The organism is Curtobacterium sp. MCBD17_040, assembly GCF_003234805.2.
Taxonomy (GTDB): domain Bacteria; phylum Actinomycetota; class Actinomycetes; order Actinomycetales; family Microbacteriaceae; genus Curtobacterium.
Genome location: NZ_CP126274.1, coordinates 490,590 through 509,318 on the forward strand (window position 1 = coordinate 490,590; position 18,729 = coordinate 509,318).

The 18,729-nt window shown below is 68.0% G+C and carries 32 protein-coding genes; 27 read left to right on the forward strand and 5 right to left on the reverse strand.

Annotated features, from left to right (window positions below; translation table 11 throughout):
* Positions 1-2 precede the first annotated feature (2 nt).
* From DEI94_RS19035 to DEI94_RS19050, 4 genes are read left to right on the forward strand one after another with little or no spacing between them, the layout of a single operon-like run.
* Positions 3-305 carry a hypothetical protein gene (locus DEI94_RS19035; protein WP_111025121.1) on the forward strand — a complete coding sequence of 101 codons (303 nt, stop codon included), beginning with the start codon at positions 3-5 and terminating at the stop codon, positions 303-305.
* On the forward strand, positions 302-889 hold the full coding sequence (locus DEI94_RS19040; protein WP_111025122.1) for a hypothetical protein: 588 nt from the start codon (positions 302-304) through the stop codon (positions 887-889). Before DEI94_RS19035 ends, DEI94_RS19040 begins: the two co-directional genes overlap by 4 nt.
* Positions 886-1,692, forward strand: a complete 807-nt coding sequence (locus tag DEI94_RS19045) for a hypothetical protein (protein ID WP_111025123.1) — start codon at positions 886-888, stop codon at positions 1,690-1,692. The genes DEI94_RS19040 and DEI94_RS19045 overlap by 4 nt, the downstream gene beginning before the upstream one ends.
* A complete protein-coding gene (locus DEI94_RS19050) occupies positions 1,682-2,389 on the forward strand; it encodes a hypothetical protein (RefSeq protein ID WP_111025124.1) in 708 nt (235 codons plus the stop codon). The genes DEI94_RS19045 and DEI94_RS19050 overlap by 11 nt, the downstream gene beginning before the upstream one ends.
* Positions 2,390-2,482: 93 nt before the next feature.
* Here DEI94_RS19050 and DEI94_RS19055 read toward each other — a convergent pair whose 3' ends face one another.
* On the reverse strand, positions 2,483-3,007 hold the full coding sequence (locus tag DEI94_RS19055) for a hypothetical protein (protein WP_146249352.1): 525 nt from the start codon (positions 3,005-3,007) through the stop codon (positions 2,483-2,485).
* 254 nt (positions 3,008-3,261) lie between these two features.
* On the opposite strand from DEI94_RS19055, the gene DEI94_RS19060 reads away from it, so the two are divergent.
* The 3 genes from DEI94_RS19060 (at position 3,262) to DEI94_RS19070 (ending at position 4,494) form a co-directional block, all read left to right on the forward strand.
* Positions 3,262-3,537: a hypothetical protein gene (locus DEI94_RS19060; RefSeq protein ID WP_111025126.1), complete on the forward strand. Its 276-nt coding sequence runs from the start codon at positions 3,262-3,264 to the stop codon at positions 3,535-3,537.
* A 103-nt stretch (positions 3,538-3,640) separates the two neighbouring features.
* On the forward strand, positions 3,641-4,174 hold the full coding sequence (locus DEI94_RS19065; protein WP_111025127.1) for a hypothetical protein: 534 nt from the start codon (positions 3,641-3,643) through the stop codon (positions 4,172-4,174).
* Entirely contained in the window at positions 4,171-4,494 is a 324-nt protein-coding gene (locus tag DEI94_RS19070; protein ID WP_111025128.1) for a hypothetical protein, read from the forward strand. Before DEI94_RS19065 ends, DEI94_RS19070 begins: the two co-directional genes overlap by 4 nt.
* A gap of 122 nt (positions 4,495-4,616) precedes the next feature.
* Here the strand turns inward: DEI94_RS19070 and DEI94_RS19075 are convergent, their stop codons facing one another.
* Entirely contained in the window at positions 4,617-5,138 is a 522-nt protein-coding gene (locus DEI94_RS19075) for a hypothetical protein (protein WP_111025129.1), read from the reverse strand.
* A 90-nt stretch (positions 5,139-5,228) separates the two neighbouring features.
* Here DEI94_RS19075 and DEI94_RS19080 point away from each other — a divergent pair, with 90 nt between their 5' ends.
* From DEI94_RS19080 to DEI94_RS19130, 11 genes are all read left to right on the forward strand, one after another.
* Positions 5,229-5,651 (forward strand): hypothetical protein, encoded by a 423-nt coding sequence (locus DEI94_RS19080; protein ID WP_111025130.1) that lies wholly within the window; start codon positions 5,229-5,231, stop codon positions 5,649-5,651.
* Positions 5,652-5,714: 63 nt separating this feature from the next.
* Positions 5,715-6,422, forward strand: a complete 708-nt coding sequence (locus DEI94_RS19085) for a hypothetical protein (protein ID WP_146249354.1) — start codon at positions 5,715-5,717, stop codon at positions 6,420-6,422.
* A gap of 98 nt (positions 6,423-6,520) precedes the next feature.
* Positions 6,521-6,820 (forward strand): hypothetical protein, encoded by a 300-nt coding sequence (locus tag DEI94_RS19090; RefSeq protein ID WP_111025132.1) that lies wholly within the window; start codon positions 6,521-6,523, stop codon positions 6,818-6,820.
* The gene (locus DEI94_RS19095) at positions 6,817-7,500 is read left to right on the forward strand and encodes a hypothetical protein (RefSeq protein WP_111025133.1); all 684 of its coding nucleotides are present in this window, start codon (positions 6,817-6,819) and stop codon (positions 7,498-7,500) included. The genes DEI94_RS19090 and DEI94_RS19095 overlap by 4 nt, the downstream gene beginning before the upstream one ends.
* A complete protein-coding gene (locus tag DEI94_RS19100; protein WP_111025134.1) occupies positions 7,500-7,832 on the forward strand; it encodes a cyclic-phosphate processing receiver domain-containing protein in 333 nt (110 codons plus the stop codon). Before DEI94_RS19095 ends, DEI94_RS19100 begins: the two co-directional genes overlap by 1 nt.
* A gap of 180 nt (positions 7,833-8,012) precedes the next feature.
* Positions 8,013-8,234: a hypothetical protein gene (locus DEI94_RS19105; protein ID WP_111025135.1), complete on the forward strand. Its 222-nt coding sequence runs from the start codon at positions 8,013-8,015 to the stop codon at positions 8,232-8,234.
* A complete protein-coding gene (locus DEI94_RS19110) occupies positions 8,234-8,506 on the forward strand; it encodes a hypothetical protein (RefSeq protein WP_111025136.1) in 273 nt (90 codons plus the stop codon). The genes DEI94_RS19105 and DEI94_RS19110 overlap by 1 nt, the downstream gene beginning before the upstream one ends.
* Positions 8,503-8,862, forward strand: coding sequence for a hypothetical protein (locus DEI94_RS19115; RefSeq protein WP_111025137.1), 360 nt, complete (start codon positions 8,503-8,505; stop codon positions 8,860-8,862). Before DEI94_RS19110 ends, DEI94_RS19115 begins: the two co-directional genes overlap by 4 nt.
* Before the next feature lie 65 nt (positions 8,863-8,927).
* Positions 8,928-9,572: a hypothetical protein gene (locus tag DEI94_RS19120; protein ID WP_111025138.1), complete on the forward strand. Its 645-nt coding sequence runs from the start codon at positions 8,928-8,930 to the stop codon at positions 9,570-9,572.
* Between the two features lie 89 nt (positions 9,573-9,661).
* Complete coding sequence (locus DEI94_RS19125; protein ID WP_146249355.1) at positions 9,662-10,093, forward strand: hypothetical protein; 432 nt, start codon at positions 9,662-9,664, stop codon at positions 10,091-10,093.
* 13 nt (positions 10,094-10,106) lie between these two features.
* Complete coding sequence (locus DEI94_RS19130) at positions 10,107-10,367, forward strand: hypothetical protein (RefSeq protein ID WP_146249356.1); 261 nt, start codon at positions 10,107-10,109, stop codon at positions 10,365-10,367.
* A 155-nt stretch (positions 10,368-10,522) separates the two neighbouring features.
* On the opposite strand, the gene DEI94_RS19135 is transcribed toward DEI94_RS19130, so the two are convergent.
* The gene (locus DEI94_RS19135; protein ID WP_146249357.1) at positions 10,523-11,140 is read right to left on the reverse strand and encodes a hypothetical protein; all 618 of its coding nucleotides are present in this window, start codon (positions 11,138-11,140) and stop codon (positions 10,523-10,525) included.
* Between DEI94_RS19135 and DEI94_RS19140 the strand changes: the two genes are divergently transcribed.
* Positions 11,134-11,646 (forward strand): hypothetical protein, encoded by a 513-nt coding sequence (locus tag DEI94_RS19140; RefSeq protein ID WP_111025141.1) that lies wholly within the window; start codon positions 11,134-11,136, stop codon positions 11,644-11,646. The genes DEI94_RS19135 and DEI94_RS19140 overlap by 7 nt on opposite strands.
* Positions 11,643-11,948 carry a hypothetical protein gene (locus tag DEI94_RS19145; RefSeq protein WP_111025142.1) on the forward strand — a complete coding sequence of 102 codons (306 nt, stop codon included), beginning with the start codon at positions 11,643-11,645 and terminating at the stop codon, positions 11,946-11,948. The genes DEI94_RS19140 and DEI94_RS19145 overlap by 4 nt, the downstream gene beginning before the upstream one ends.
* Before the next feature lie 15 nt (positions 11,949-11,963).
* On the opposite strand, the gene DEI94_RS19150 is transcribed toward DEI94_RS19145, so the two are convergent.
* Positions 11,964-12,440 carry a hypothetical protein gene (locus DEI94_RS19150; protein WP_111025143.1) on the reverse strand — a complete coding sequence of 159 codons (477 nt, stop codon included), beginning with the start codon at positions 12,438-12,440 and terminating at the stop codon, positions 11,964-11,966.
* Between the two features lie 78 nt (positions 12,441-12,518).
* The gene (locus DEI94_RS19155) at positions 12,519-12,947 is read right to left on the reverse strand and encodes a hypothetical protein (protein ID WP_111025144.1); all 429 of its coding nucleotides are present in this window, start codon (positions 12,945-12,947) and stop codon (positions 12,519-12,521) included.
* 129 nt (positions 12,948-13,076) lie between these two features.
* Here DEI94_RS19155 and DEI94_RS19160 point away from each other — a divergent pair, with 129 nt between their 5' ends.
* From DEI94_RS19160 to DEI94_RS19190, 7 genes are all read left to right on the forward strand, one after another.
* Positions 13,077-13,397: a hypothetical protein gene (locus DEI94_RS19160; RefSeq protein ID WP_111025145.1), complete on the forward strand. Its 321-nt coding sequence runs from the start codon at positions 13,077-13,079 to the stop codon at positions 13,395-13,397.
* A 24-nt stretch (positions 13,398-13,421) separates the two neighbouring features.
* Positions 13,422-13,772 carry a hypothetical protein gene (locus DEI94_RS19165; protein ID WP_111025146.1) on the forward strand — a complete coding sequence of 117 codons (351 nt, stop codon included), beginning with the start codon at positions 13,422-13,424 and terminating at the stop codon, positions 13,770-13,772.
* A gap of 209 nt (positions 13,773-13,981) precedes the next feature.
* A complete protein-coding gene (gene ssb, locus DEI94_RS19170) occupies positions 13,982-14,494 on the forward strand; it encodes a single-stranded DNA-binding protein (RefSeq protein WP_111025147.1) in 513 nt (170 codons plus the stop codon).
* 173 nt (positions 14,495-14,667) lie between these two features.
* Positions 14,668-15,108 (forward strand): HNH endonuclease, encoded by a 441-nt coding sequence (locus DEI94_RS19175; RefSeq protein ID WP_111025148.1) that lies wholly within the window; start codon positions 14,668-14,670, stop codon positions 15,106-15,108.
* Between the two features lie 23 nt (positions 15,109-15,131).
* Positions 15,132-17,246 carry a C40 family peptidase gene (locus DEI94_RS19180; protein ID WP_146249358.1) on the forward strand — a complete coding sequence of 705 codons (2,115 nt, stop codon included), beginning with the start codon at positions 15,132-15,134 and terminating at the stop codon, positions 17,244-17,246.
* A gap of 65 nt (positions 17,247-17,311) precedes the next feature.
* Positions 17,312-18,061, forward strand: coding sequence for a hypothetical protein (locus tag DEI94_RS19185; RefSeq protein WP_111025150.1), 750 nt, complete (start codon positions 17,312-17,314; stop codon positions 18,059-18,061).
* Positions 18,062-18,104: 43 nt separating this feature from the next.
* A complete protein-coding gene (locus DEI94_RS19190; RefSeq protein ID WP_111025151.1) occupies positions 18,105-18,701 on the forward strand; it encodes a hypothetical protein in 597 nt (198 codons plus the stop codon).
* Positions 18,702-18,729 lie beyond the last annotated feature (28 nt).

An 18,729-nucleotide genomic window follows, 5' to 3' on the forward strand; every position in this document is an offset into this window, starting at 1 on the left:
CCGTGCCCGCACCCACCATCGCTCCGCCCACCACCGCCGCCACTGCTGAGCGGCATCGGAAGCAGACCGCGCTCTACCTCACCGGAACCGGCGCCGCCATGTACCGCACCGAGGACGAGACCTACGCGTTCACCCGCGCGCTCCCGCAGTCGATGCCCACCCCGCAGCACACCGACTTCGACCACCTGCTCATCGACGGTCTCATCGCCTTCGACGATCCGTGGGCGAGCGGGAACCTCCGCCTGCACCTGACTCCCGCCGGCCGCGTCGCCCTCGACGCTGGGTACGTCCCCGCTGCCGCATGACTGCCCTGTTCCTCGCCGAGCGTCAGGCGCTGCGCCTCACCGCCGACGGCAAGGTCATCTGGTTGAGCACCAGTGACACGTTCACCACCATCAACGCCAACCTGCCGCACCCTGACACCCAGATGCGGGCGTTGGAAGCCGCCGGCCTCGTCGTCGTGGACCGCAGCGTCCACAGCCGATGGCATCGGCTGGTGCAGGTGACCGACTCTGGTTGGGAGGCCCTCGGCGTCGACCCGACGTCGCCGCGCATCCTGCCTGTCGGCGCGGAGGTCATCTACACCGGCCTCGACGCGGACGACCTGACCCTGTTCGGCGGCGGCGTTGGCATCGTCGACGCTGACCACACCATCACCGTCAACGGGACCGTCTTCCCTGGCCGCTTCGAACCGTTCGACCTGGCACTCGCCCCCGGACAGCAGGTCCAGGACCGTGCCGGCACCACCTATCTCACCATCAGCCCCCGAAGCGGCCCGTCCAGCGTCCACAGCACCTGGGTGAGCGACGACCGCGGTTCCGAGATCCGCACCATCCTCACCAAGACCATCACCGGCACCCGCCGCCCGAACCAGGGAGCCTCCGCATGAGCGACCAGCTGACTACCGTCGATGACCTCGACACCGAAGCGCTGTTCCGCGCGCTGACGAGGCGCATCGAGACGGAGACCGGCCGCCCCTTCTACCGGGAGCACAGCGAGCTGTACTTCTTCGAGCAGGGTGTCCGCGCCGGCCGCGGCCTCCCGTTCCGGATGCAGGAACACACCGACGCGGACGGGAACCCCATCGACCGGCAGTACTCGAAGCCCACGACGCCGGTGCCAGCGAAGCCGGACGCACCGGTCGTCCCCGGATCCGACATCGCCGAAGCGGTGACAGTCACGGAGGGGCAGCGGAAGGCGCTGCAGCTCGTCGCCGACGGAGAGGTGTTCGTCGCGAACTCCGGTACCACCCACCACTGCTACCCGTCGGATGGCCGCCGCTCCCCGCACACCAAGACGTTCCAGGCGCTCGAGGACGCCGGTCTCATCCGCGTCAGCAACCGCCGCCACCGCCTCGGCGGATGGGTGACCGACCTGACCCCGCGCGGCCACGCCACCCTTACGGCCGCACCGAAGCCGGACCCCGTGGCATCCATGACGAAGGCGCAGCACCGGGCGTTGACCCTCGTCGCGACCGGCGCCATCTACTTCGACGAGGTCATCCCCAGCTACGAGAAGGACTGGACCAAGTTCTCCGGGTCGTTGCCGCTCTACCCGACGTTCTCCAACCTCGAAAAGGTCGAGTTCACCACCCGCGACCACGCCGCACGAGAGGGCAAGCGGGTCCCCGTCATCCTCACCGACGCCGGACGCGCTGCACTCCATGAGAAAGGCCCGTACGTTGCGCGCTGAGCAGAACCAGAGCGACCAGGAGCTTGACGCCTCGGTTGACATCGCCGCAGCTGCCGCGGCCGCGCAGGAGGATGAGGAGCCAGCGACCAGCGAACCAGGCGACCTGTTCGACTCACACGGGTACCCGACCGACGAAGCGCTCGAACGGCTCGCCCGATTCGAGGGAACCCCGGCGGAGTACGTCGCCTACGCGGAGTCACTGTGGGTGAACGGCGCCGGTGTCACCATCGAGGACATCAGCGACCGATGGCAACGGACGTGGAAGCGGGTGACGTTCGTCACCGGCGGCTGGTCCGGCTGTGAGGACGTGATCAGCCAGGTCGAGCACTCGATGTTCTCGTTCCGGTTCAAGCGGGAGTGGAAGTCCGGCGGCTACTGGATGTACGAGATACCTACCGACCAGTGGGACAGTGCACCGTCGTTCCTCGGGAAACTGTGGGTCCTCGCCGAGCAGCAGTCGCCAACCCGCGGCATGCACGTTTCCCGCATCCGCCCCATCGACACCGCGCTCCTCCGACACGTCATCGACCTCCTCGACAACGATCAGACGCTCGTCGCCCGGCAACGTCTCGTCGAAGCGAGCACCGCGGCGGAACGTGGCGTCGACCTCCTCGAACTCGCTGCTGACCTGACCGACAGCGACCAGACGCGCGCTTTCCGCGCTGCCCTGCACGCGCTCGCCGGTGACTCAGCGTGACCGCGTGGGCGCGGGCGTGAGGCCGTGCCGACGCGTGAACTCGACCGAGAGCTCCAGAGCTTCACGGAGGGAGTTCGTTGCTGTGCTTCCGGATCAACAGCCTTCCGAGGTGTTCGCGCTGAGGTTGAGGCGAAGCCGGATCCGTTGCGAAGCAGGGCCCGAGTCCGTGTCAGACGGGAAGACGACGGCGTTCGCTTCGTCCAGGTTCGGAGCAGTCGCGAGTTGGTTGATGGGCCCGAGAGCACTCAAGTAGTAGTTGCGGAGGCTCGTCACGTCCTTCTGATCGACCACCGAGGGCCACTCGAACGCGCCGTCATCCAAGCGCCGCGCCGTGTTCTGAGCCGGCGCGAGCAGCGCCTTTGCGGACGACTGGATAGCAGCGAGATTCTGCGCGGTGAGCGCGTCATTCAGAGTCGCCGAAGCCTTGTTCACCGGACACAACGTCGCAAGGAAGTACTTGCCCGCATCTGCGATGCTCGCGGCCGTTGGCGTCGGAGTCGGGCTGCTGGAGGCGACGGAACGTGCGTGCGCCGTCTCGGAATGCCCGCTACTCGAGCACCCCGTCAGCGAAGCGGCGAGGACGAGGCTGAAAGCGGCTGCGGTGACGATTCTGTTCACAGGCTGATCATAGGTGAGAATCTGACAGCCACTCATCCCTCGTCCAGGTGCGCCGAGATGCGGCGAGCGCCGCTGCAACTCCGCGAACGGACCGCTATCGCCATGACGGTACAGATGTCCCGCAACGCTGTCGCCGCCGTCGCCGTCGCCGTCGGGTGCCCTCCCAAACGCGCCCCTTCCGCGCATAGACGGTTCGACGACCTGTCCGAGAGCATGAGGAGAATCCAATGTCCGCTGTGAACCCTTTCGCTGGAATGTCCGCCGACGAGATCCGTGCGGTGCAGAAGGTTCGGCACGAGGAGGAGAGCCGGCAGGCTGCTGCCGCCGTGCGCGACCAGGTCAGCGACGACGCGTTCATCAGCGACGCCGGCAAGTCCATGTTCACGGTCGAGCGAAACGTGTGGACGTTGACCGTCTCCACGTTCGAGTGGGGGCAGGTGGAGGGCGAGGTGACGTTCGGTCGAGAGGAGGCAGCGCGGCTTCGTGACTTCCTCACGGCGGCGCTCGTCGACGAAGGTACCGGCCAGTAGCAGCCCCGCCGAGAAGGCCGCTGCCGCACGAAGTGTCAGGGCATAGGACCGCTGTCCGAGCCGGCAGACACGTCGGCGCACCTCTCGTCAGGAAGAACCCTCGATGCGTCTCCGCTTCGCCGCCGCCGCGGCCCTCATCGCAGCATCCTCTGCGCTCACCCTCACCGGCTGCGCCGGCACGAGCACCCCGAACGCGTGCCCGACGGACAGCCCGTCACCGAAGGCGCTCGCTGAAACGACGGTGTTCAGCAGTGGCAGCCACATCGGCAGTTTCAGTCACGGCAGCTTCGGCAGCATCCACTCGTACAGCGGCGGGTCGCACTCGTCGTTCGGTGGGTCCCACTCGTTCGGTGGGTCGCACACCAGCACCGGTACGGGAACCAAGACCGCCCCGAAGGTCGCCCCGAAGGTGCCGGCCGCGCCGAAGCTGAACCTCACGAAGCCGAAGTCGACGACACCCCGCACCACCACCGGCGGTTCCAGCACGACCGGCGGCGGTCGGCCGAACACGACACAGCCGGGCACCACCACCCACTACCACCAGCACACGTACTACAACACCGGCGGCGGCTTCGGCAGCAGCATCTGGCCCTGGCTGTGGTTCAGCAACCACTCCAACCGGAACACCTGCCGGTGACCGACACCATCACCCCAGGCCAGCTCCGCGCCGCCACCACCTGGTACGTCACCGCCCTCACCCACTGGCCGGACAGCATCAACGCCAGCCAGTGGCAGGCAACCATCGACGCTCTGAACGCCGCAGCCGCCACCATCGAACAGCTCACCGGCCCGAGCCATCTCGACCCCGCACCGTTCACGTTCGCGTACCCATCCGGCGCACTCATCCGCCGAGCCACCCTCCCCGCCGGCCGCACCGGCTGGCGATTCAACCCCCGCCCCGGGTATCAGCAGAACCGCGACCGATACGACTGGCGAACACGCGCAGACGCGGCCTGAGTGGGAGATGGGCTGGGATCACGGCTGACCAACCACGACGCCACCCAGCTCGCCACAGCTCACCGCACCGCCGAGGTACAGCACGCGGTCGAGATGGTTCGCGAGCAGACCAGCGAGACGGGTCATGGACCCTCGCTGCCTGACTCGTCGGGGTCGTACTCAAAGAACCGAGACCGAATGGCGCGGACAGCAAGGAATACGAGCCGGGCAGCCCCAAGAAGCAGGTGCACCCCGGCCAGGACCGCAATAGTCCAAACGCAAAAGGCAAACCACGGAGTCGCCCCTGAAGGCGATACGTAGTAGGACACAAAAAGGCCCGCGAAGGCAATAAGACCGGCAAGATTGATCGGCCAAGTCCAATAAGCGACAGCAACGAAATAATCGTCAAATATGTGAAGCGCAGTCCGTAGACCCGAAACTTCGCTAGCCAAAGCGGCTGAGACGGCCCGATACGCGTCGGACTCCTCATCGTCGATGAGCTTCAGCGTCTCCAAGGCCGTCTTGATCGCCGCAATGCGCTCCCTTGGCCGGTCTGCTTGTCCGAGCACCCAGAACGCTCGGACGGTCCCCGTGAGAAGCCCGACCGCGGCGGCGGACAGCAGGAACGTCGGCAGCAGCTTGTTCCAGTCGCCCCAGTCGAACACTCGCTCAGCATAGAGATTGAAGATTGCCGGGCCAACGTCGACGGTTAGAGCCGGCCCCGCCTCCTTCCGCCCGGGTCGCATAGGTGGGGTATGCCCACCACGCTGCAGGACACCGTCAAGCTCGACGATACGGTTCGCACCCCACTGGAACCGGCTCGCCCGACGGGTCTGACGGCGCTGCTGTTCAAGCCGTCGTGGCTGCATCGACCGACGACGGCGTGGCTGCAGCTCGACGACGCCGGTGTGGTTGTCCGCCGCAGCAAGCTGTTCCGGCTGGGTGACACCCCAACGCTCGGCGCTCGGGTGGTCGGGTTCACCGAGCCCGGCACGAACTTCCCGCTGGTGGCGGCTGTGACCTTCCGCGCGTACCGGGATGGTGCGTCCGTCCTCGGCTTGCGGCCGCTGTGCACCAGCGGCACCGCCGTCCTTGAGCTCAACGACGTCGTCACCGCGACCGCCGGCCGTTCCTTCGGCCTCGTCCCGATTGACCGCGGCGACCGCACCCATCGGTGACCTCGCCGGGTGCCGGCGGCGCTCTGGCATAGGGGTTGGCGACCGCACCTCGAAGGAGCACCCGTGACCATTCTTCTGAACGCTGGCTTTCCCATTGGTGTCGCCGTTGTGCACCGCCATCCGACCACCCCGGGCGGTATCGACTTCGGCCCGGCCCCGCGTGTTGTCTCGGGTGTCGGCGAGCGCACCACCGACGGCGTCACCACGCCGACGGTCACCGTCGGCAGCGGCGCCACCGAACTCACCGTGCCCGCCGCCGACGTCGACTACGCCCCGCACACCCAGGTGCGCGACCCGCTCGGTCGGGAGGGTGTCGTCGTCCGCGAAGTGGAACCAGCACCCGAAGGTGTCCACACCCGTGTCGCGTTCGGCGGCAGCCGCGAGTGGGTGCCAACGGACCTGCTCACCGCGGTGGACGTTCGCGCTCCGGAGACAGTGTGGGCGTCCCGACACCCAGACGGCACCACCGTGTGGGGCGACGAAGCGACCGCCAGCGCGGACGCCCGCGCCGGCGCTGGCCGCAAGCTGATCCTCCTCACCGGCACCGCCGCCGTCATCGAGCAGACTCCCGCCGCCGGGAAGTTCGCGCTCATCGACCTCGAGCAGCTGCGCTCCGCAGCGGAGCGGGGCCCGGAAGCGGTCGCCGCCGTCATCGCCGCAGCGGAGAACCGTCCGGACTTCCTCACCGAGGTGGAGGAGTCGCTGCACACACCAGCCGGCACCTGGGGACTCATCGACGAGTACCGCCGCAAGCAGAGACCATCTGCCTGACCGGGGGAGCAGCCGCTCGCTGCAGGCGTCCCATGAGCGGCGCTGTCCGCGCACAGAGAGACCAGCAGCCGCCACAGTAGAAGGAGCGCCACCAACTCATGCCGTCCACCACCTACGGGATCCGTTCCGCCGCCGGCCGGAAGGTCTGGTACGCCGGCACCGACGCGAAGCCCGGCAGCCTCCTCACCGGTGACCTCACCGTCACCGACCTGCTCGCCAACGGCAGCTACAGCGTGCAGGTCACCGGGAACACCCTCACCGTCCTCAGCGAGCAGCAGATGCTGCCCGCCGTGCACGACCCGCTCTGCACCCGGAAGGGTGAGACTCCCATCACCCGCATCCCTTGCGGCTGCCGCGACCGAGCCCTCGCCCGCCAGACCACCACGGCGCACGCATGACCATCTTCCAGACCGGCGACCCGGTCGTGTACGTCGGCGATGACCAGGCGCTCCGCAGTCTCGGAGTGACCGTCGGCACGGTCGTCACCGCCGGCCCGTCCTTCACCACCATCTGCGACGACGAGACCGGCCGCGTGTACCAGGCGCTCACGTTCGAGTTGGCGTACCCGGAAGGGACGCCGTTGCATCATCTGCGGTCCGGAGCAATCGCGACAGCGCTGATCCCGCGGGTCGGCAGCCAGCTCGACAGTGGCGTGCACCGAGCGGACTTTGAACTGTTCGGACGGACCGCCCAAGGCCGCGCCGACGCCATCAATTACGCCGGCGCACGCCCCACCGCAATCGGCAAGCGTGTGTTCCCTGCCGACGCCGCCGTCGTCCACGTCGGTCGGGACGATGCGGCCGGGCAGTTCTCCGGCGTCGGCTACGTCGTCCGCTCCCACTTCGACATCACCACGGTGCGCCTCGAAGACGGAGAGCTCCGCGTCATCCCGACGTTCGACCTGTCGTTCCCCCGCGGCGTTCGCGTGAACACCGCCGCGGACCCCTGGCGCATCCACACCCTCAACCCGAAGCGCAGCGCGTACACGACGGCGCACTTCACTCACACGTACGGCGGATGGCTGCCTACCACCGACCTCATCGTCCGCGACACCAGCCGCATCGAGGACCCCCGCTGATGCCCACGCCCGTCACCCTCTGGATCGACGACGAACGGCCCATGCCGCCAGGATTCAATGCCGTCGCCCGCACCTCCGCTGAAGCGTTGAACCTCGTCCACGAAGCTCATGACCGGGGGTACCCACTGCAGGTGGTGTCCTTCGACCATGACCTCGGCGGCGACGACACCACACGGCCGGTGATGCTGTGGATGGCGGAGCACGACATCTGGCCCGACGAAGTGCGCGTCCACACCGCGAACCCCGTCGGCCGCGACTGGCTGGAAGGCATCGCAGCCCGCTACGCCCCGACCAGCACCCGAATCGTCGTCGCACCCGTCACCGGACGGTGACACCTTCCGGCCCGGAGCGCGGTGAACCGTTTCCTCCCGTCACGGTGACCGGCGGGACCGTTCGCTGAGGAGTCAAGCGTCGCATCGTCCGTGATCATCAGCCGGGCCCTCAGCGGCTGACCGCACTCCGCCGCATCCGTCCGCGCATAGCAGTTACGGAGCGCAGCGGACGGGAGCAGCATGATCGACTTCACCATCGACGACGAGGTGTTCGTCGCACCGGGAACCGCCGGAGCGGCGGACCTGCAGGGGTCCCGTGGCCGGGTGGTCGCCGTGGAGCCGGGCAGCCGGTTCAGTGTCGTCGTCCGATTCCCCGGGCATCCGTCGGGACGCGGCGACTGCGGCTGGCTGTTCGACCCCGCCACACTCACCCGGGCCACACTCGAACGTCAGGCCGTCTGATGGCGCATCCCCGTTGGCCCGGCTTCGATGAGAAGACCGGGAACGTCGAGTACGACAACCAGTCCCGGCGGCTGAACCGGAAGCTGTGGAAGGGCACGCAGCAGCGTCTCCGTGTCCGCACAGCCGGCGGCAGGAAGCGAAAGAAGCAGATCCTGCGTGTCGAAGGCGCGAACTACATCCAGCTGATCGTCTCCGTCGCCAACCAGCGGGTCCGCGATTGCGCGTCCGCCCGCCACAATGAGCAGACCAGCATCGGAAGGACCACCCCGTGATCGACCGTGACCCCGCCCGCTACCGGAAAGCCGCCGACAAGCTCGCAGCCCTCCGCTCCGCCGCCGGGAACCCCACCCTCCGCCGCGACCGAACCACCGTCACGAGCGCCGACGCTGACGACACCACCACGACCAGGGTCACCGACGTTCCCGCTGAGCTCGGTGCGCTCATCACCGCCACCGCGGGGAACCGCACCCTCCTGACCTACGTCGAACAGCAGCTCCGACGCACCGCCGACCTCCTCGACCACTGGAACGGCCGCATTGGCCAGGAAGCCATCGACTCCGACGGGGCGCTCCTCACCGTCGCGAACTCGTTCCTCCCCACCCGCCGCAGCAGCAAGTCCGCCGCGTGAAGGTCGCCCGGACTGGGGGCACCAGCACGGGCGGGGACGTCCCCCACCACCGCTACCGTTTACGGGTGAACATCGCTCAGGGTCGGGGGACCCGCGCCTTCATCATCGGCAGCATCGTCGTCGCCGTACTCACCGGCTGCGCAACGACAGCCAGCCAGCTCTCAACCGGCTTCAAGCCGGTCACACCAACGCCGACCGTGTCCGCCGCGCCGCAGGTCACCGTCGCCACGGTCGCCTCGCTACCCATCGGTGCACCGCTGCCTGCCACGGTCGCCGTCGCCATCCGAAAGAACCCACCCGCCAACGGCGACTACGCCTACCAGCTCCCCGACAAGAGTTGGATCAAGATCAGCACCAAACAGCCACTACCCGCCAACGTCATCGCAGACCAGCAAGGCAAAGCGAACGCAGTGCAGAAGCCGACCAACGGCATGGGATACCAGCAGGTATTCGCGGTGCGAGACTCTGCGGATGCGTTTCTCGGTGAGTACACGTTCGCCACCGGGCGTAACGCGGTCTATGTGTATCAAGGCACGTACGCTGTGGCTGGCCAGAACGTTCCCTGCTGGCAGGTCAGCGGCACGCCGGCTAATCAGCTGGGGGTCGGCATGAACCATTGGCCATCGTCCGCCGCGGCGGTCGCCGCCGCGAAGCAGCTCATCGCTTCTTCGAGCACCCCGAACGGGTTCGACATCGTCGTGGAGCAGTAGCAGTAGCAGTAGCCGTACACGTCGGCGGTGGTTCCGCGCATAGGAGAGATGACCCAACTGGCACGCCGTGGCGGTTGCCGGAGTGATCATTGGAGGCGTCGCCCTCGCGGGCAACCGGCCTTGGACTGGCAGCAGACCTCGTCCTCGCCGGTGCAGAAGGCGGGCTCATCGCCAGCGAGGCCGTCACAGCGGGGCTAGAGACGACGAGCGCGCTCTCGGCTGGAGTGGCGACAGGTTCGGGCGCTGTCGGTGCCGGCCTCGACTGGATGACGTGCGGATACAAGCACGATAAGGGTGCTTGTGTCGCCGCCGCCCTCAACACGGTCGCCCTCGGGCTCGGCACCCTGGGAGGACCGCTGGAAGAGATGGAGGGGAAGCTGCCGAAGGCACTGGGCTGGGGCGTGACCGTCGGGTCCCTGCCCGCCGGAGTGGCAGGCTTCTACGAGGACTATAAGGGCGCCTTCGGCGATGACGACGGTGCTAGCGATAGCGACAGGGGCGGGTACGGTCCCTGTCGCTGAAAGGAGTTTCAACATGCCGCGAGCAGAGGGTCCAGACCGTGATAAGCGGGTCGGACGAACAATGTTCTTCAGCGGCCTCGTCGGTGTTGGGCTCGGAGTTCTAGTCGCACTGGCGGTCGTCGGTCTGGGCATACAGGGACTGATACGGGGAGACGACATCTCCCGAACGGAACTGGCCGGACTGTTTGTGGCGCTTGTCCTCATCGCGCTCGGAACCATCATTGCTCGCACAGGGATCTCGGTATTCAAGCGCGGCAATCGTGAGGGCGAATGACGATCCCGGACGGCGGCAGCTGGTGCAAGCACGGCCGCGAGGTGGAAAGTGCGGGTCCCGCTCCGCCGTCCCCGTCCCCGTCCCGCATTGAGCGACTAGCGTGCCGACTTCTCACGCAGAGCGAGTCGTTGGAGTGTTCAGTTCGAAGGGGCAGCTTAGGCCGCGGCAGGTATGTCTGGCGGCAGTTGATGCGCGACGGCTGGCTCGCTACTTCGCCGAGTCGCGCTCGATGTAGACGTAAGGATGCGAGACGTCCGCGCCGTCGAAGCATCCGCGATGACCTTCGCGCCCGCGACAACGCGTACAACGACTTCGACTGGAGCGGCATCGGCTCGGAAGCGGAGCGGTTCGCGTTCCGCGCTGGCTGGAACCGCGCCGCCAACCTGGCCGACGAACGTGACGCACGCATCGCCGTCCTCGAGAACGCCCTCGCTGCGGTACAGGCGCTCCTTCCTGGGGAGCGGACGTTCGCGGAAAAGCTGCCTCGGGACGCTGCCGGGAACTGATTCCCGCGCCTCGTCGATGCGGACCAGGTTGCAGCGGCGTTGCAGCCCGCGGGGGACCTTCTTGGGGACGCTCGTCGCGCCGGCGCGCACAACGCGCTCGAGCAGGCTGCGCGGCACCTCGACCAGCCAGGATTTGTTTGGCACGGCGACAACGGCGTTCAGGTAGACGCGACCCTCGGCGACGGGCAGATGGTTCCCATCAGCGTGTGGCTGCGGTCCCTCGCTGACCACGGCGTTCCGCTGGCGCCAGGACAGGTTCTGTGACAAGACGCGGATTCCGCTGCTGGCCGCGGTTCCTCATCCGCGCCCGCGCGAGTGTCGCCTACCCGGTCGCAGGCTGCCTCACCGGAGGGTTCCTCGGCGCAGCCGCCGGCGTCATCGTCATCCTGGTCGGTTACGTCATCGACCTCACGGCGGCGACATTCGTCTACGACGTGGTCGCGTTCACCATGCTCGCCGCGGTGTTTGGCGGAGTTGCTGGTCTGTTGGTCGGGACCCTCGCCGGGTTCACCGCGGTGGCTGCTCGCACCGTGGCCCGGCGAACCACGGCAACAGTTCGCGCCCGGACAGCGACCACTGCCGCAGCCACGGTCACCGGCGTCGCAGCGTTCGTCGGCGCACTCCTACTCGAAGCACCCCTGACGCAGTCAGCGCTCATCGCCGCGCCGACCGCCTTCACCACCGCGGTCGTCGTCTCGCACCTTCAGCACACGCGCCGCACCGCCGGAACGCCGGAGCTGACGTCAGAGGTCGCAGGAAGAATGACCAGGTGACCACCGTCAGAGGCGTCCTCCGCTCCACCATCACCCGCACCGGCCAAGGGCACGCCGACGACCAGCAGACGGCTCGCGCCGAAGCGATCGCCAACACCGGCGACCTGACCGGCTTCGAGGTGACGCAGGTCAGCACCGTGTCGTCCAAAGCGTCCGGCGACATCACCATCGAAGCCACCGCACGCTCCACCGAAACCCGACCCCACGAAGCGTCCGGCGCCGACTACCGGACCGCGAAGCAGCAGTACGACGCGACGATTCCCGACGGCTGGCAAAGCCAGCACATCATCATCGCGGAGTAAGCGGGACTGGTGCGGTCAGGCGCGATGACGCGGGCCGCGGTCGCTGCTGTCGTCTGTCGCGCGGGCCGGCTTGATGTCACGCGAGGCGACCTTTCCAAGCGGCCGTCCGTCCTCGTCGTAGACGTCCAGGACGGTCCTCCGGCCTCTGCTCTGCTTCCCAATCCACTCCACGAGGAGCCCCGGGATGCGTGAGACGGCATCCGCGGCGTTCTCTCCGAGCCTCGTCCCAAACCCTTTCGCTGCAGCCGTTACGAACACGGCGGCCGCTGTTCCGCTCAGCGTGATGACGATGATGTCAACGAGCTGCGCTGTCTCCAGCGCGTACTGGTGTCGCCGCTCAACCTGTGCGGCGAACCCATCCTGCGGAGGTCGTTCCAACTCGGAAGCGACGCCCTCGTCGTGGAGGAACGCATGCAGATCCAGCGCTACGCGCATCGCTTCCGGGGACCACTGCTTCGGCGGTTGCGAGATCACGACGTCGGGCACGAGCATGAACAAAGCTTACGGACCGCCGCGTCCCGGCACGCCGCACCGCCGCCTCAGGCCATCCTGACCGTCCCGCTCCTCGTGCTACTTGCGGACCGTTCGGCGGTCGGCGATGACCGCGGCGATATGGGCGATGCAGCCAGTGACGAGCGCCCAGTGGGCGATTGCGCCGAGCGTGTGAGAGATCAGGTGCGGCGACGCCACCATCAATCCGAGCAGGGCATAGCCACCGGCGATGGTCCACGCGCGAATCCAGGAAAGCGTGAGCAGCAGCGGCGTCTGCGGTGCGGCGCCGTCAGCGGACCAGCGTTCCTGGCACGCGAACGCTGCGCCGAGGAGGAGCGCCGGCAGGAGCAGCAACGCCCCGAGCAGCGTCGCCTCCGACGCAGTGCCGAAGGCGAGCCGTGCCGCGACCCATGAGAGCGCGTCGATGGCGAGGAAGAGCACGGCAGGAAGGAGCTCCACCTGAAGGAGCGTCGCACGGTGCAGGCGGTCGGAGGTGTTCGTCGTCACGCTTCACCTATGCCGTGAACTCCGCTAGGCCCGTCACCGCTGCTGAAGCTGCTGCCGGGCAGGCCGAGGGGCGAGCACGGCCGCGCAAGGCGAGCGGCTGCCGGACTGCTCGCCGCGCACACGTCAGCTATGACCACCAGCGACAGCAACGGCAACCTCCACGCCCACGACGGGAGGTTTGCGGAGAAGCATCACAGTGAGGACAGCGCGGTCCGGCTCGACGCACCGCGACCGTTGAACAGCCGGCGAAACCCGGTCCTCGCTCACGCTCGCACACTTCGCGACGACATCGACGCTCTCCGCGCCCTCCGCTACGACGTCGCCCCCGACTATCGGCACGACCCGGACATCGATGACGTGGCGAAGCAGGCCACCCAACAGGAGCTCGACCACGCAGACCGTGTTCTCGGGCGGCTCATCCGCACCCACCAGAGCTATCCTTTCGCCTAACCCGCCGCCGCACACACGTCAGCTATGACCACCAGCGACAGCAACGGCAACCTCCACGCCCGCGACGGGAAGTTCGCCGAGAAGCATCATGCAGCGGACGATGTGACCCTCACGCCGGCGCCGAGGACGGCGTCGGGCGTCTACGAGAACATGGCCCATGCCCGGCTCGACAGCATTGCTGCGAACCTCGAGCGCATCGCAGAGGAGGTTCGCAGGCAGCATGACCGTTTGGCGGAAAACCCGGTTGACGCCGCAACATCGGCCGTTCACAGCGTCATGTGGGGGATGGCGAACCTGAACCTGGACCAGCTGGTGAACCACGCGGGGCTCATCGCCTACCACCGTGCTGAGGAAGCCGGCCGCGCGAACGACTGACCTTCATCCATCCAAAGCCGCGGCCCGAACCGTTGGGGCGCCGCTCCTCTCGTGCGTGCCGGGCGATCGCTGATGGCCTCAGATCCGCACAAGCATGCGAATTTGCGCTGGGTTGCACGAGACCGCGCGCCGTCCGAATCTTCCGCGCATAGAGGGGGTGTCGGTCACCGCAGTGGTGGTCGGCATCCTTCAACAGAAAGTAACTAGAAATGACCGCTATCCCGAACATCACGACCATCATCGGCAACCTGACGGCGGACCCCGAGGTCCGTACCGTCGGTGGCGCGCAGGTGGCGAACTTCTCGGTCGCGTCGACGGGTTCGAAGTTCAACCGGGACACGAACTCGTACGAGGACAAGGAGTCGGTGTTCTACCGTGTCGCCGCGTGGCGCAAGGACGCGGAGAACGTCGCCGCGTCGCTGCACAAGGGGGACCGGGTCGTCGTCATCGCCGAGGCGCGTCCGAACTCGTACGAGAAGGACGGTGTGACGATCAACGCCGTGCAGTACGAGGCCGTCGAGGTCGCCGCGTCGCTGTCGTTCGCGTCGGCGCAGCTCACCCGCAACGCCCGCGGCCAGGGTCAGGCGGCTCGTCCGGCCTCGGCGCCCGCGCCGACGTCGCCGGCCGTCGCCCCGCAGCCGGCCCCGGCCGCCCCGGCTCCGCAGCCGGTCGCCGCTGCCGCGCCCGTCGCGTCGGCGGGCTTCGACGACGACTTCAGCTGAGCTGAGCGTCACTGGACAGCCGGGAGGCTGACCGCCCCATGAGAAACGCCCCGAGCACCGGAACCGTGCTCGGGGCGTTTCTGCGCACCCCCACAGTGCGCCCCCTTTGGAGACCAGCCCAGGATACCGAGTCGTAAGCGGGCCGCTCACGTTCCGCCGCATCTGCGGAGAGCATGGCTGACGCTCTCGCACCACTCACGGCGTTCGTCGGCAGCCATCCCCTTGTCGCTGCTGGTGTCGCGCTGGCGCTGGTCGTCGTTGCCGTCGCCCGGAAGGGACGCGGGGACGGGAAGCCGCAAACGGACCAGCGGCGGATGTTCTCCGGCGCGCAGAAGCAGGAAGCGAAACGGCGCGCAGGAGGCCGTTGCGAGCACTCCTCCGCCGGGTTCCGCTGCAAGCAGCCGGGGCAGCACGCCGACCACATCTACCCCTGGTCCAAGGGCGGCGCGACCGAGATGTCGAACTGCCAGTCGCTGTGCGCCACCCACAACCTGCAGAAGTCGAACCACGTCCCCAGCCCGTTCTACATCCACCGTCTCCAGCGTCGTCGCGCCCGCTACTTCCCGACCGGGGTCAGCCCCCGCGTTGAGTGGCGCCTCGGCCGCGCGCGCTGAACGGCGGCGACGCGATGGCCGACATGCAACGCCCGCAAGGGTTCGACGACACCGCCGACGGCGGGGCAGCGCAGCAGCAGTCGCCGGCGCAGCAGCATCAGCGTCAGCCGACAGCACCCGGCGGCGGGCCCCGCCGACCGGGACTGCTCGGTCAGGGAGCCAGCGCCGGTCTTGGCGCGGTTGGCCGCGCTGTCGGCGGTCGCACCCCTGGTCGCAGCCGCTTCGCCAGCATCCGCGACACCGCGTCCACCTTCGGCAGCAGCGCTCCGTCCACCTCTGCGCAGGCGGCGTCCGGCGCTGAGCAGGCGAAGGACTTCGCCAAGGACGCCGTCAAGGAAATCGCCAAGGGCGCGCTCACCGGCGGGTACGCCGGCGCCGCGAAGGGCGCGTTCAAGGCCATCATCCGCAACAAGTGGGCGATGACCACCATTGGGTTCATCGTCGTCGCCATCATCGCCGGACCGGCGCTGCTCATCGGTGCGGTCGCGATGAGCGCCAGCACCGCGAAGAACGCCGCGAACGCGCACGCCAACGACGTCGCCGTCGCCACTGCCGTCGCCAGCGGCCAAACCGACGACGCGGTCGCGAAAGCTCAAGCGGACACCGCGCAGTCGAACATCCCCTGGCAGATCTGGCTGGCGTACACCGACAACGGCGGGCAGACGCAGGACACCGCAGGGAACTCCATGCTCGATGACCTGTCGTCCGCGCTGGCAAAGCAGGACGGACACACCTCCGACTGGGACCTGCTGAACGGCGCTGAACTAGTGGAGAACTCCTCCTCGGAGTACAAGCTCAGCACCGACAGCGACGACAAGCAGGCGCAAGCCACCACCGAGAAGCTCTACGACGCGGTGCTGCAGAACCCCGGAGCGCTGCCCGCAGCAACCGCAGACACGGTGTTCACCACCGCCCGCAGCTGGGCGCTCGGCCTCGTGTCCGCCTGCTCCTCCAACGGCTCCGCGTCCGCGTCCGGAGATGGCGCACCACAAGCAACCGGGGTACCAGCCGAACGGGCACCCGTCGACAAGAACCCAGGCGGCACGCTGACGACGCTCGCGCCCGGCCAGGTGAACAACGCCCGCGCCATCATCGGTATCGCCAAGACCATCTTCGCCAAGTCCAGCGAGGATGACCAGAAGCAGGCGGCGCTCATCGGTCTCATCACCGCGCTGGTGGAGTCGAACATTGAGAACCTGGACTTCGGCGACCGGGACTCCATTGGCGCGTTCCAGCAGCGAGACACCTGGGGCACCGAGACGGAACGCACCAGCATCTACTACTCGTCGTCGGCGTTCTTCAACCGGCTCATTGCGAAGAAGACCTGGGCGACCGGAGAACCCGGCGCCGTCGCTCAGTCGGTGCAGATCTCCGGCTACCCGGACCGGTACGCGCAGAAGGAAGGCATCGGCCGGGAGATCCTCGCCGCGTACTGGGACGGCGTTGACCCCATCGCTGAGCCGAACCCGCCAGGACCGCCGGTGACCGTCACCGACGGGCACGGCCACGCCCTCGCCGGCAGCACCACCACCAGCAGCAGCAGCGGAACCAGTGGCAGCAGTGGTGGCGCGGACAGCGTCTCCAGCTGCACCGTCAGCAGCAGCTTCACTGGCGGTTCGGTGGGCACGAATGACCCGGGCCCCGACCATCCGGGACCCGGCGCAACCTCCTCCGGTGCCCAAGCGAACGGCGAAGAAGTCGCCGCGGCGCTCGCATTCGCAGGCCAGCAGCTCGGAAAGCCGTACCAGCTCGGCGGCGCCGGGCCCGACGTCTGGGACTGCTCTGGCCTGGTCATGGTGTCCTACGGCACCGCCGGGGTCGGCGTCGGCATGAAAGACGGCGTTCCGCAGCACGACTCCCACAAGCAGTTCAGCCTCGCAAAGTCCGACCAGGTGTTCCCGTACTCGCAACGCGAACGCGGGGACCTGCTGTTCTGGGGACGCCCGAACACCAGCATCTACCACGTCGGTTTCTACCTTGGGCAGGACGCGAAGGGGCAGGACTGGATGCTCGCCGCTCCGAAGGAAGGCGACGTCGTCAAGATTCAGCCTGTGTGGGGCGGCCCCGCCGGACAGGGCGACCTGATGGACAAGGTTGTCCGCCCCACCGTCGACCCGTTCAAGGCCGCCGGCAAGTAGCGGCCGCTGCTTGTCCGCGCATACCCACTTCCAGCACCCCACCTCGCAACCGATAGGGACTCCTGATGGACCGCCGCAGACTCCTCACCATCCTCGGAATCGTCGCCGCCGGCGTCATCCTCCTCGCCGTCATCGTCGTGAACTTCTCCGCCGCGCACCACCAGCAGCAGGCGAAGGAGGAAGGGACCTCCGGCGTTGCCAGACACAGCACCACCCCGGAGCGCACCCAAACGGCAGCCACGCCGACACCCACCGCGGTCGGCAGGGCCTACCCGGGGCAGAACATCGACACGTCGTTCACCCCATCGCCGACGTACGTCGGCACACCGCAGCAGGAACGCGACGCGAACTCCAGCGCGCAGGGCGCAGCCCCGAACGCGCAGGACACCGCCGACCAGACCGCAGCGGAAGCAGCCGCGGAAGCGTTCGTCCGCACCTGGGTCGGCTACGACGACAGCACCGCCACCGCAGCGCAGTCCCGTGCGACCGCAATCAAGAGTTTGGAAGCACCCGGCGCGAACCTCGAAGCCAGCCACTCCCGCCTCGCCGACTCGTACCAGGACTCCGGCGCCACCAGCCACACCGTCACCATCGACGGCGTCACCAGCGTGTACCCGGACGGGCAGCGCAACGGCCACTGGGTGATGCTCGTCACCGGGTCGTGGACCAGTGACGCGAACATCGCTGGCCACATCAACGAACTCCACGGCGAAGGGTCCTGGATCGTCGAACTGCCCGCCCACGCAGGGAACCCGCAGCCGGTGTACTCCATCGAGGAGTCCCTCGGCGACTACAACGCCGACGAGGACAACTGACCCCCTGCCGGACCGTTTCAGCGACGCCGCACACACGTAGGGCATGACAGCAGGCAAGCACCAGGTCCGCGCCCGTGACGTCGGCGCTGCCGTCGCGACGGGCCACTCGTCCACCGAGTTCGCCGCCCACCGCCGGCCAGAAGCGACCACGGAACTCACGCACCCCGTAGCCGGATGGGACACCGCTGTCACGGAACCAACCCACGACCAAGTCGCTCGTGCGCGCGGCGCCGCGCGGCGCACGCTGATGTTCCGCCCGGGCGCCACCGCCGCCGACCTCGAGGAACTCACCCGGCAGAAGGCGCTCGTTATCGCCGACCAGGAAGCGGCATACCACGCGTGGAAAAACGGTGAACCACACCCGGACGACCAGGCGTACGGCGACATCTGGGCCGGGAACGCTGCCGGGGTCAGCCGAGCCGACGTGGAACGCAAGCTCGCCGACGCGCTCGCCGCCCGAACCAGCAACCCCACCCCGGGCCCCGGCCGCGGCTACCGGAACACCCGGCTCGCGCAGGAGCACCTCGACGAACGCATCGCCCTGTACCGGGAGGCGCTGGAATGCGAGGGACGGAACCTGTCCGTCAACCAGGCCAACGTCCGCCAGCAGAAGCGGTGGGACGTCGGCATCCCCTTCTGAACGAAGCAGCTGCGATAACCGCACGCGC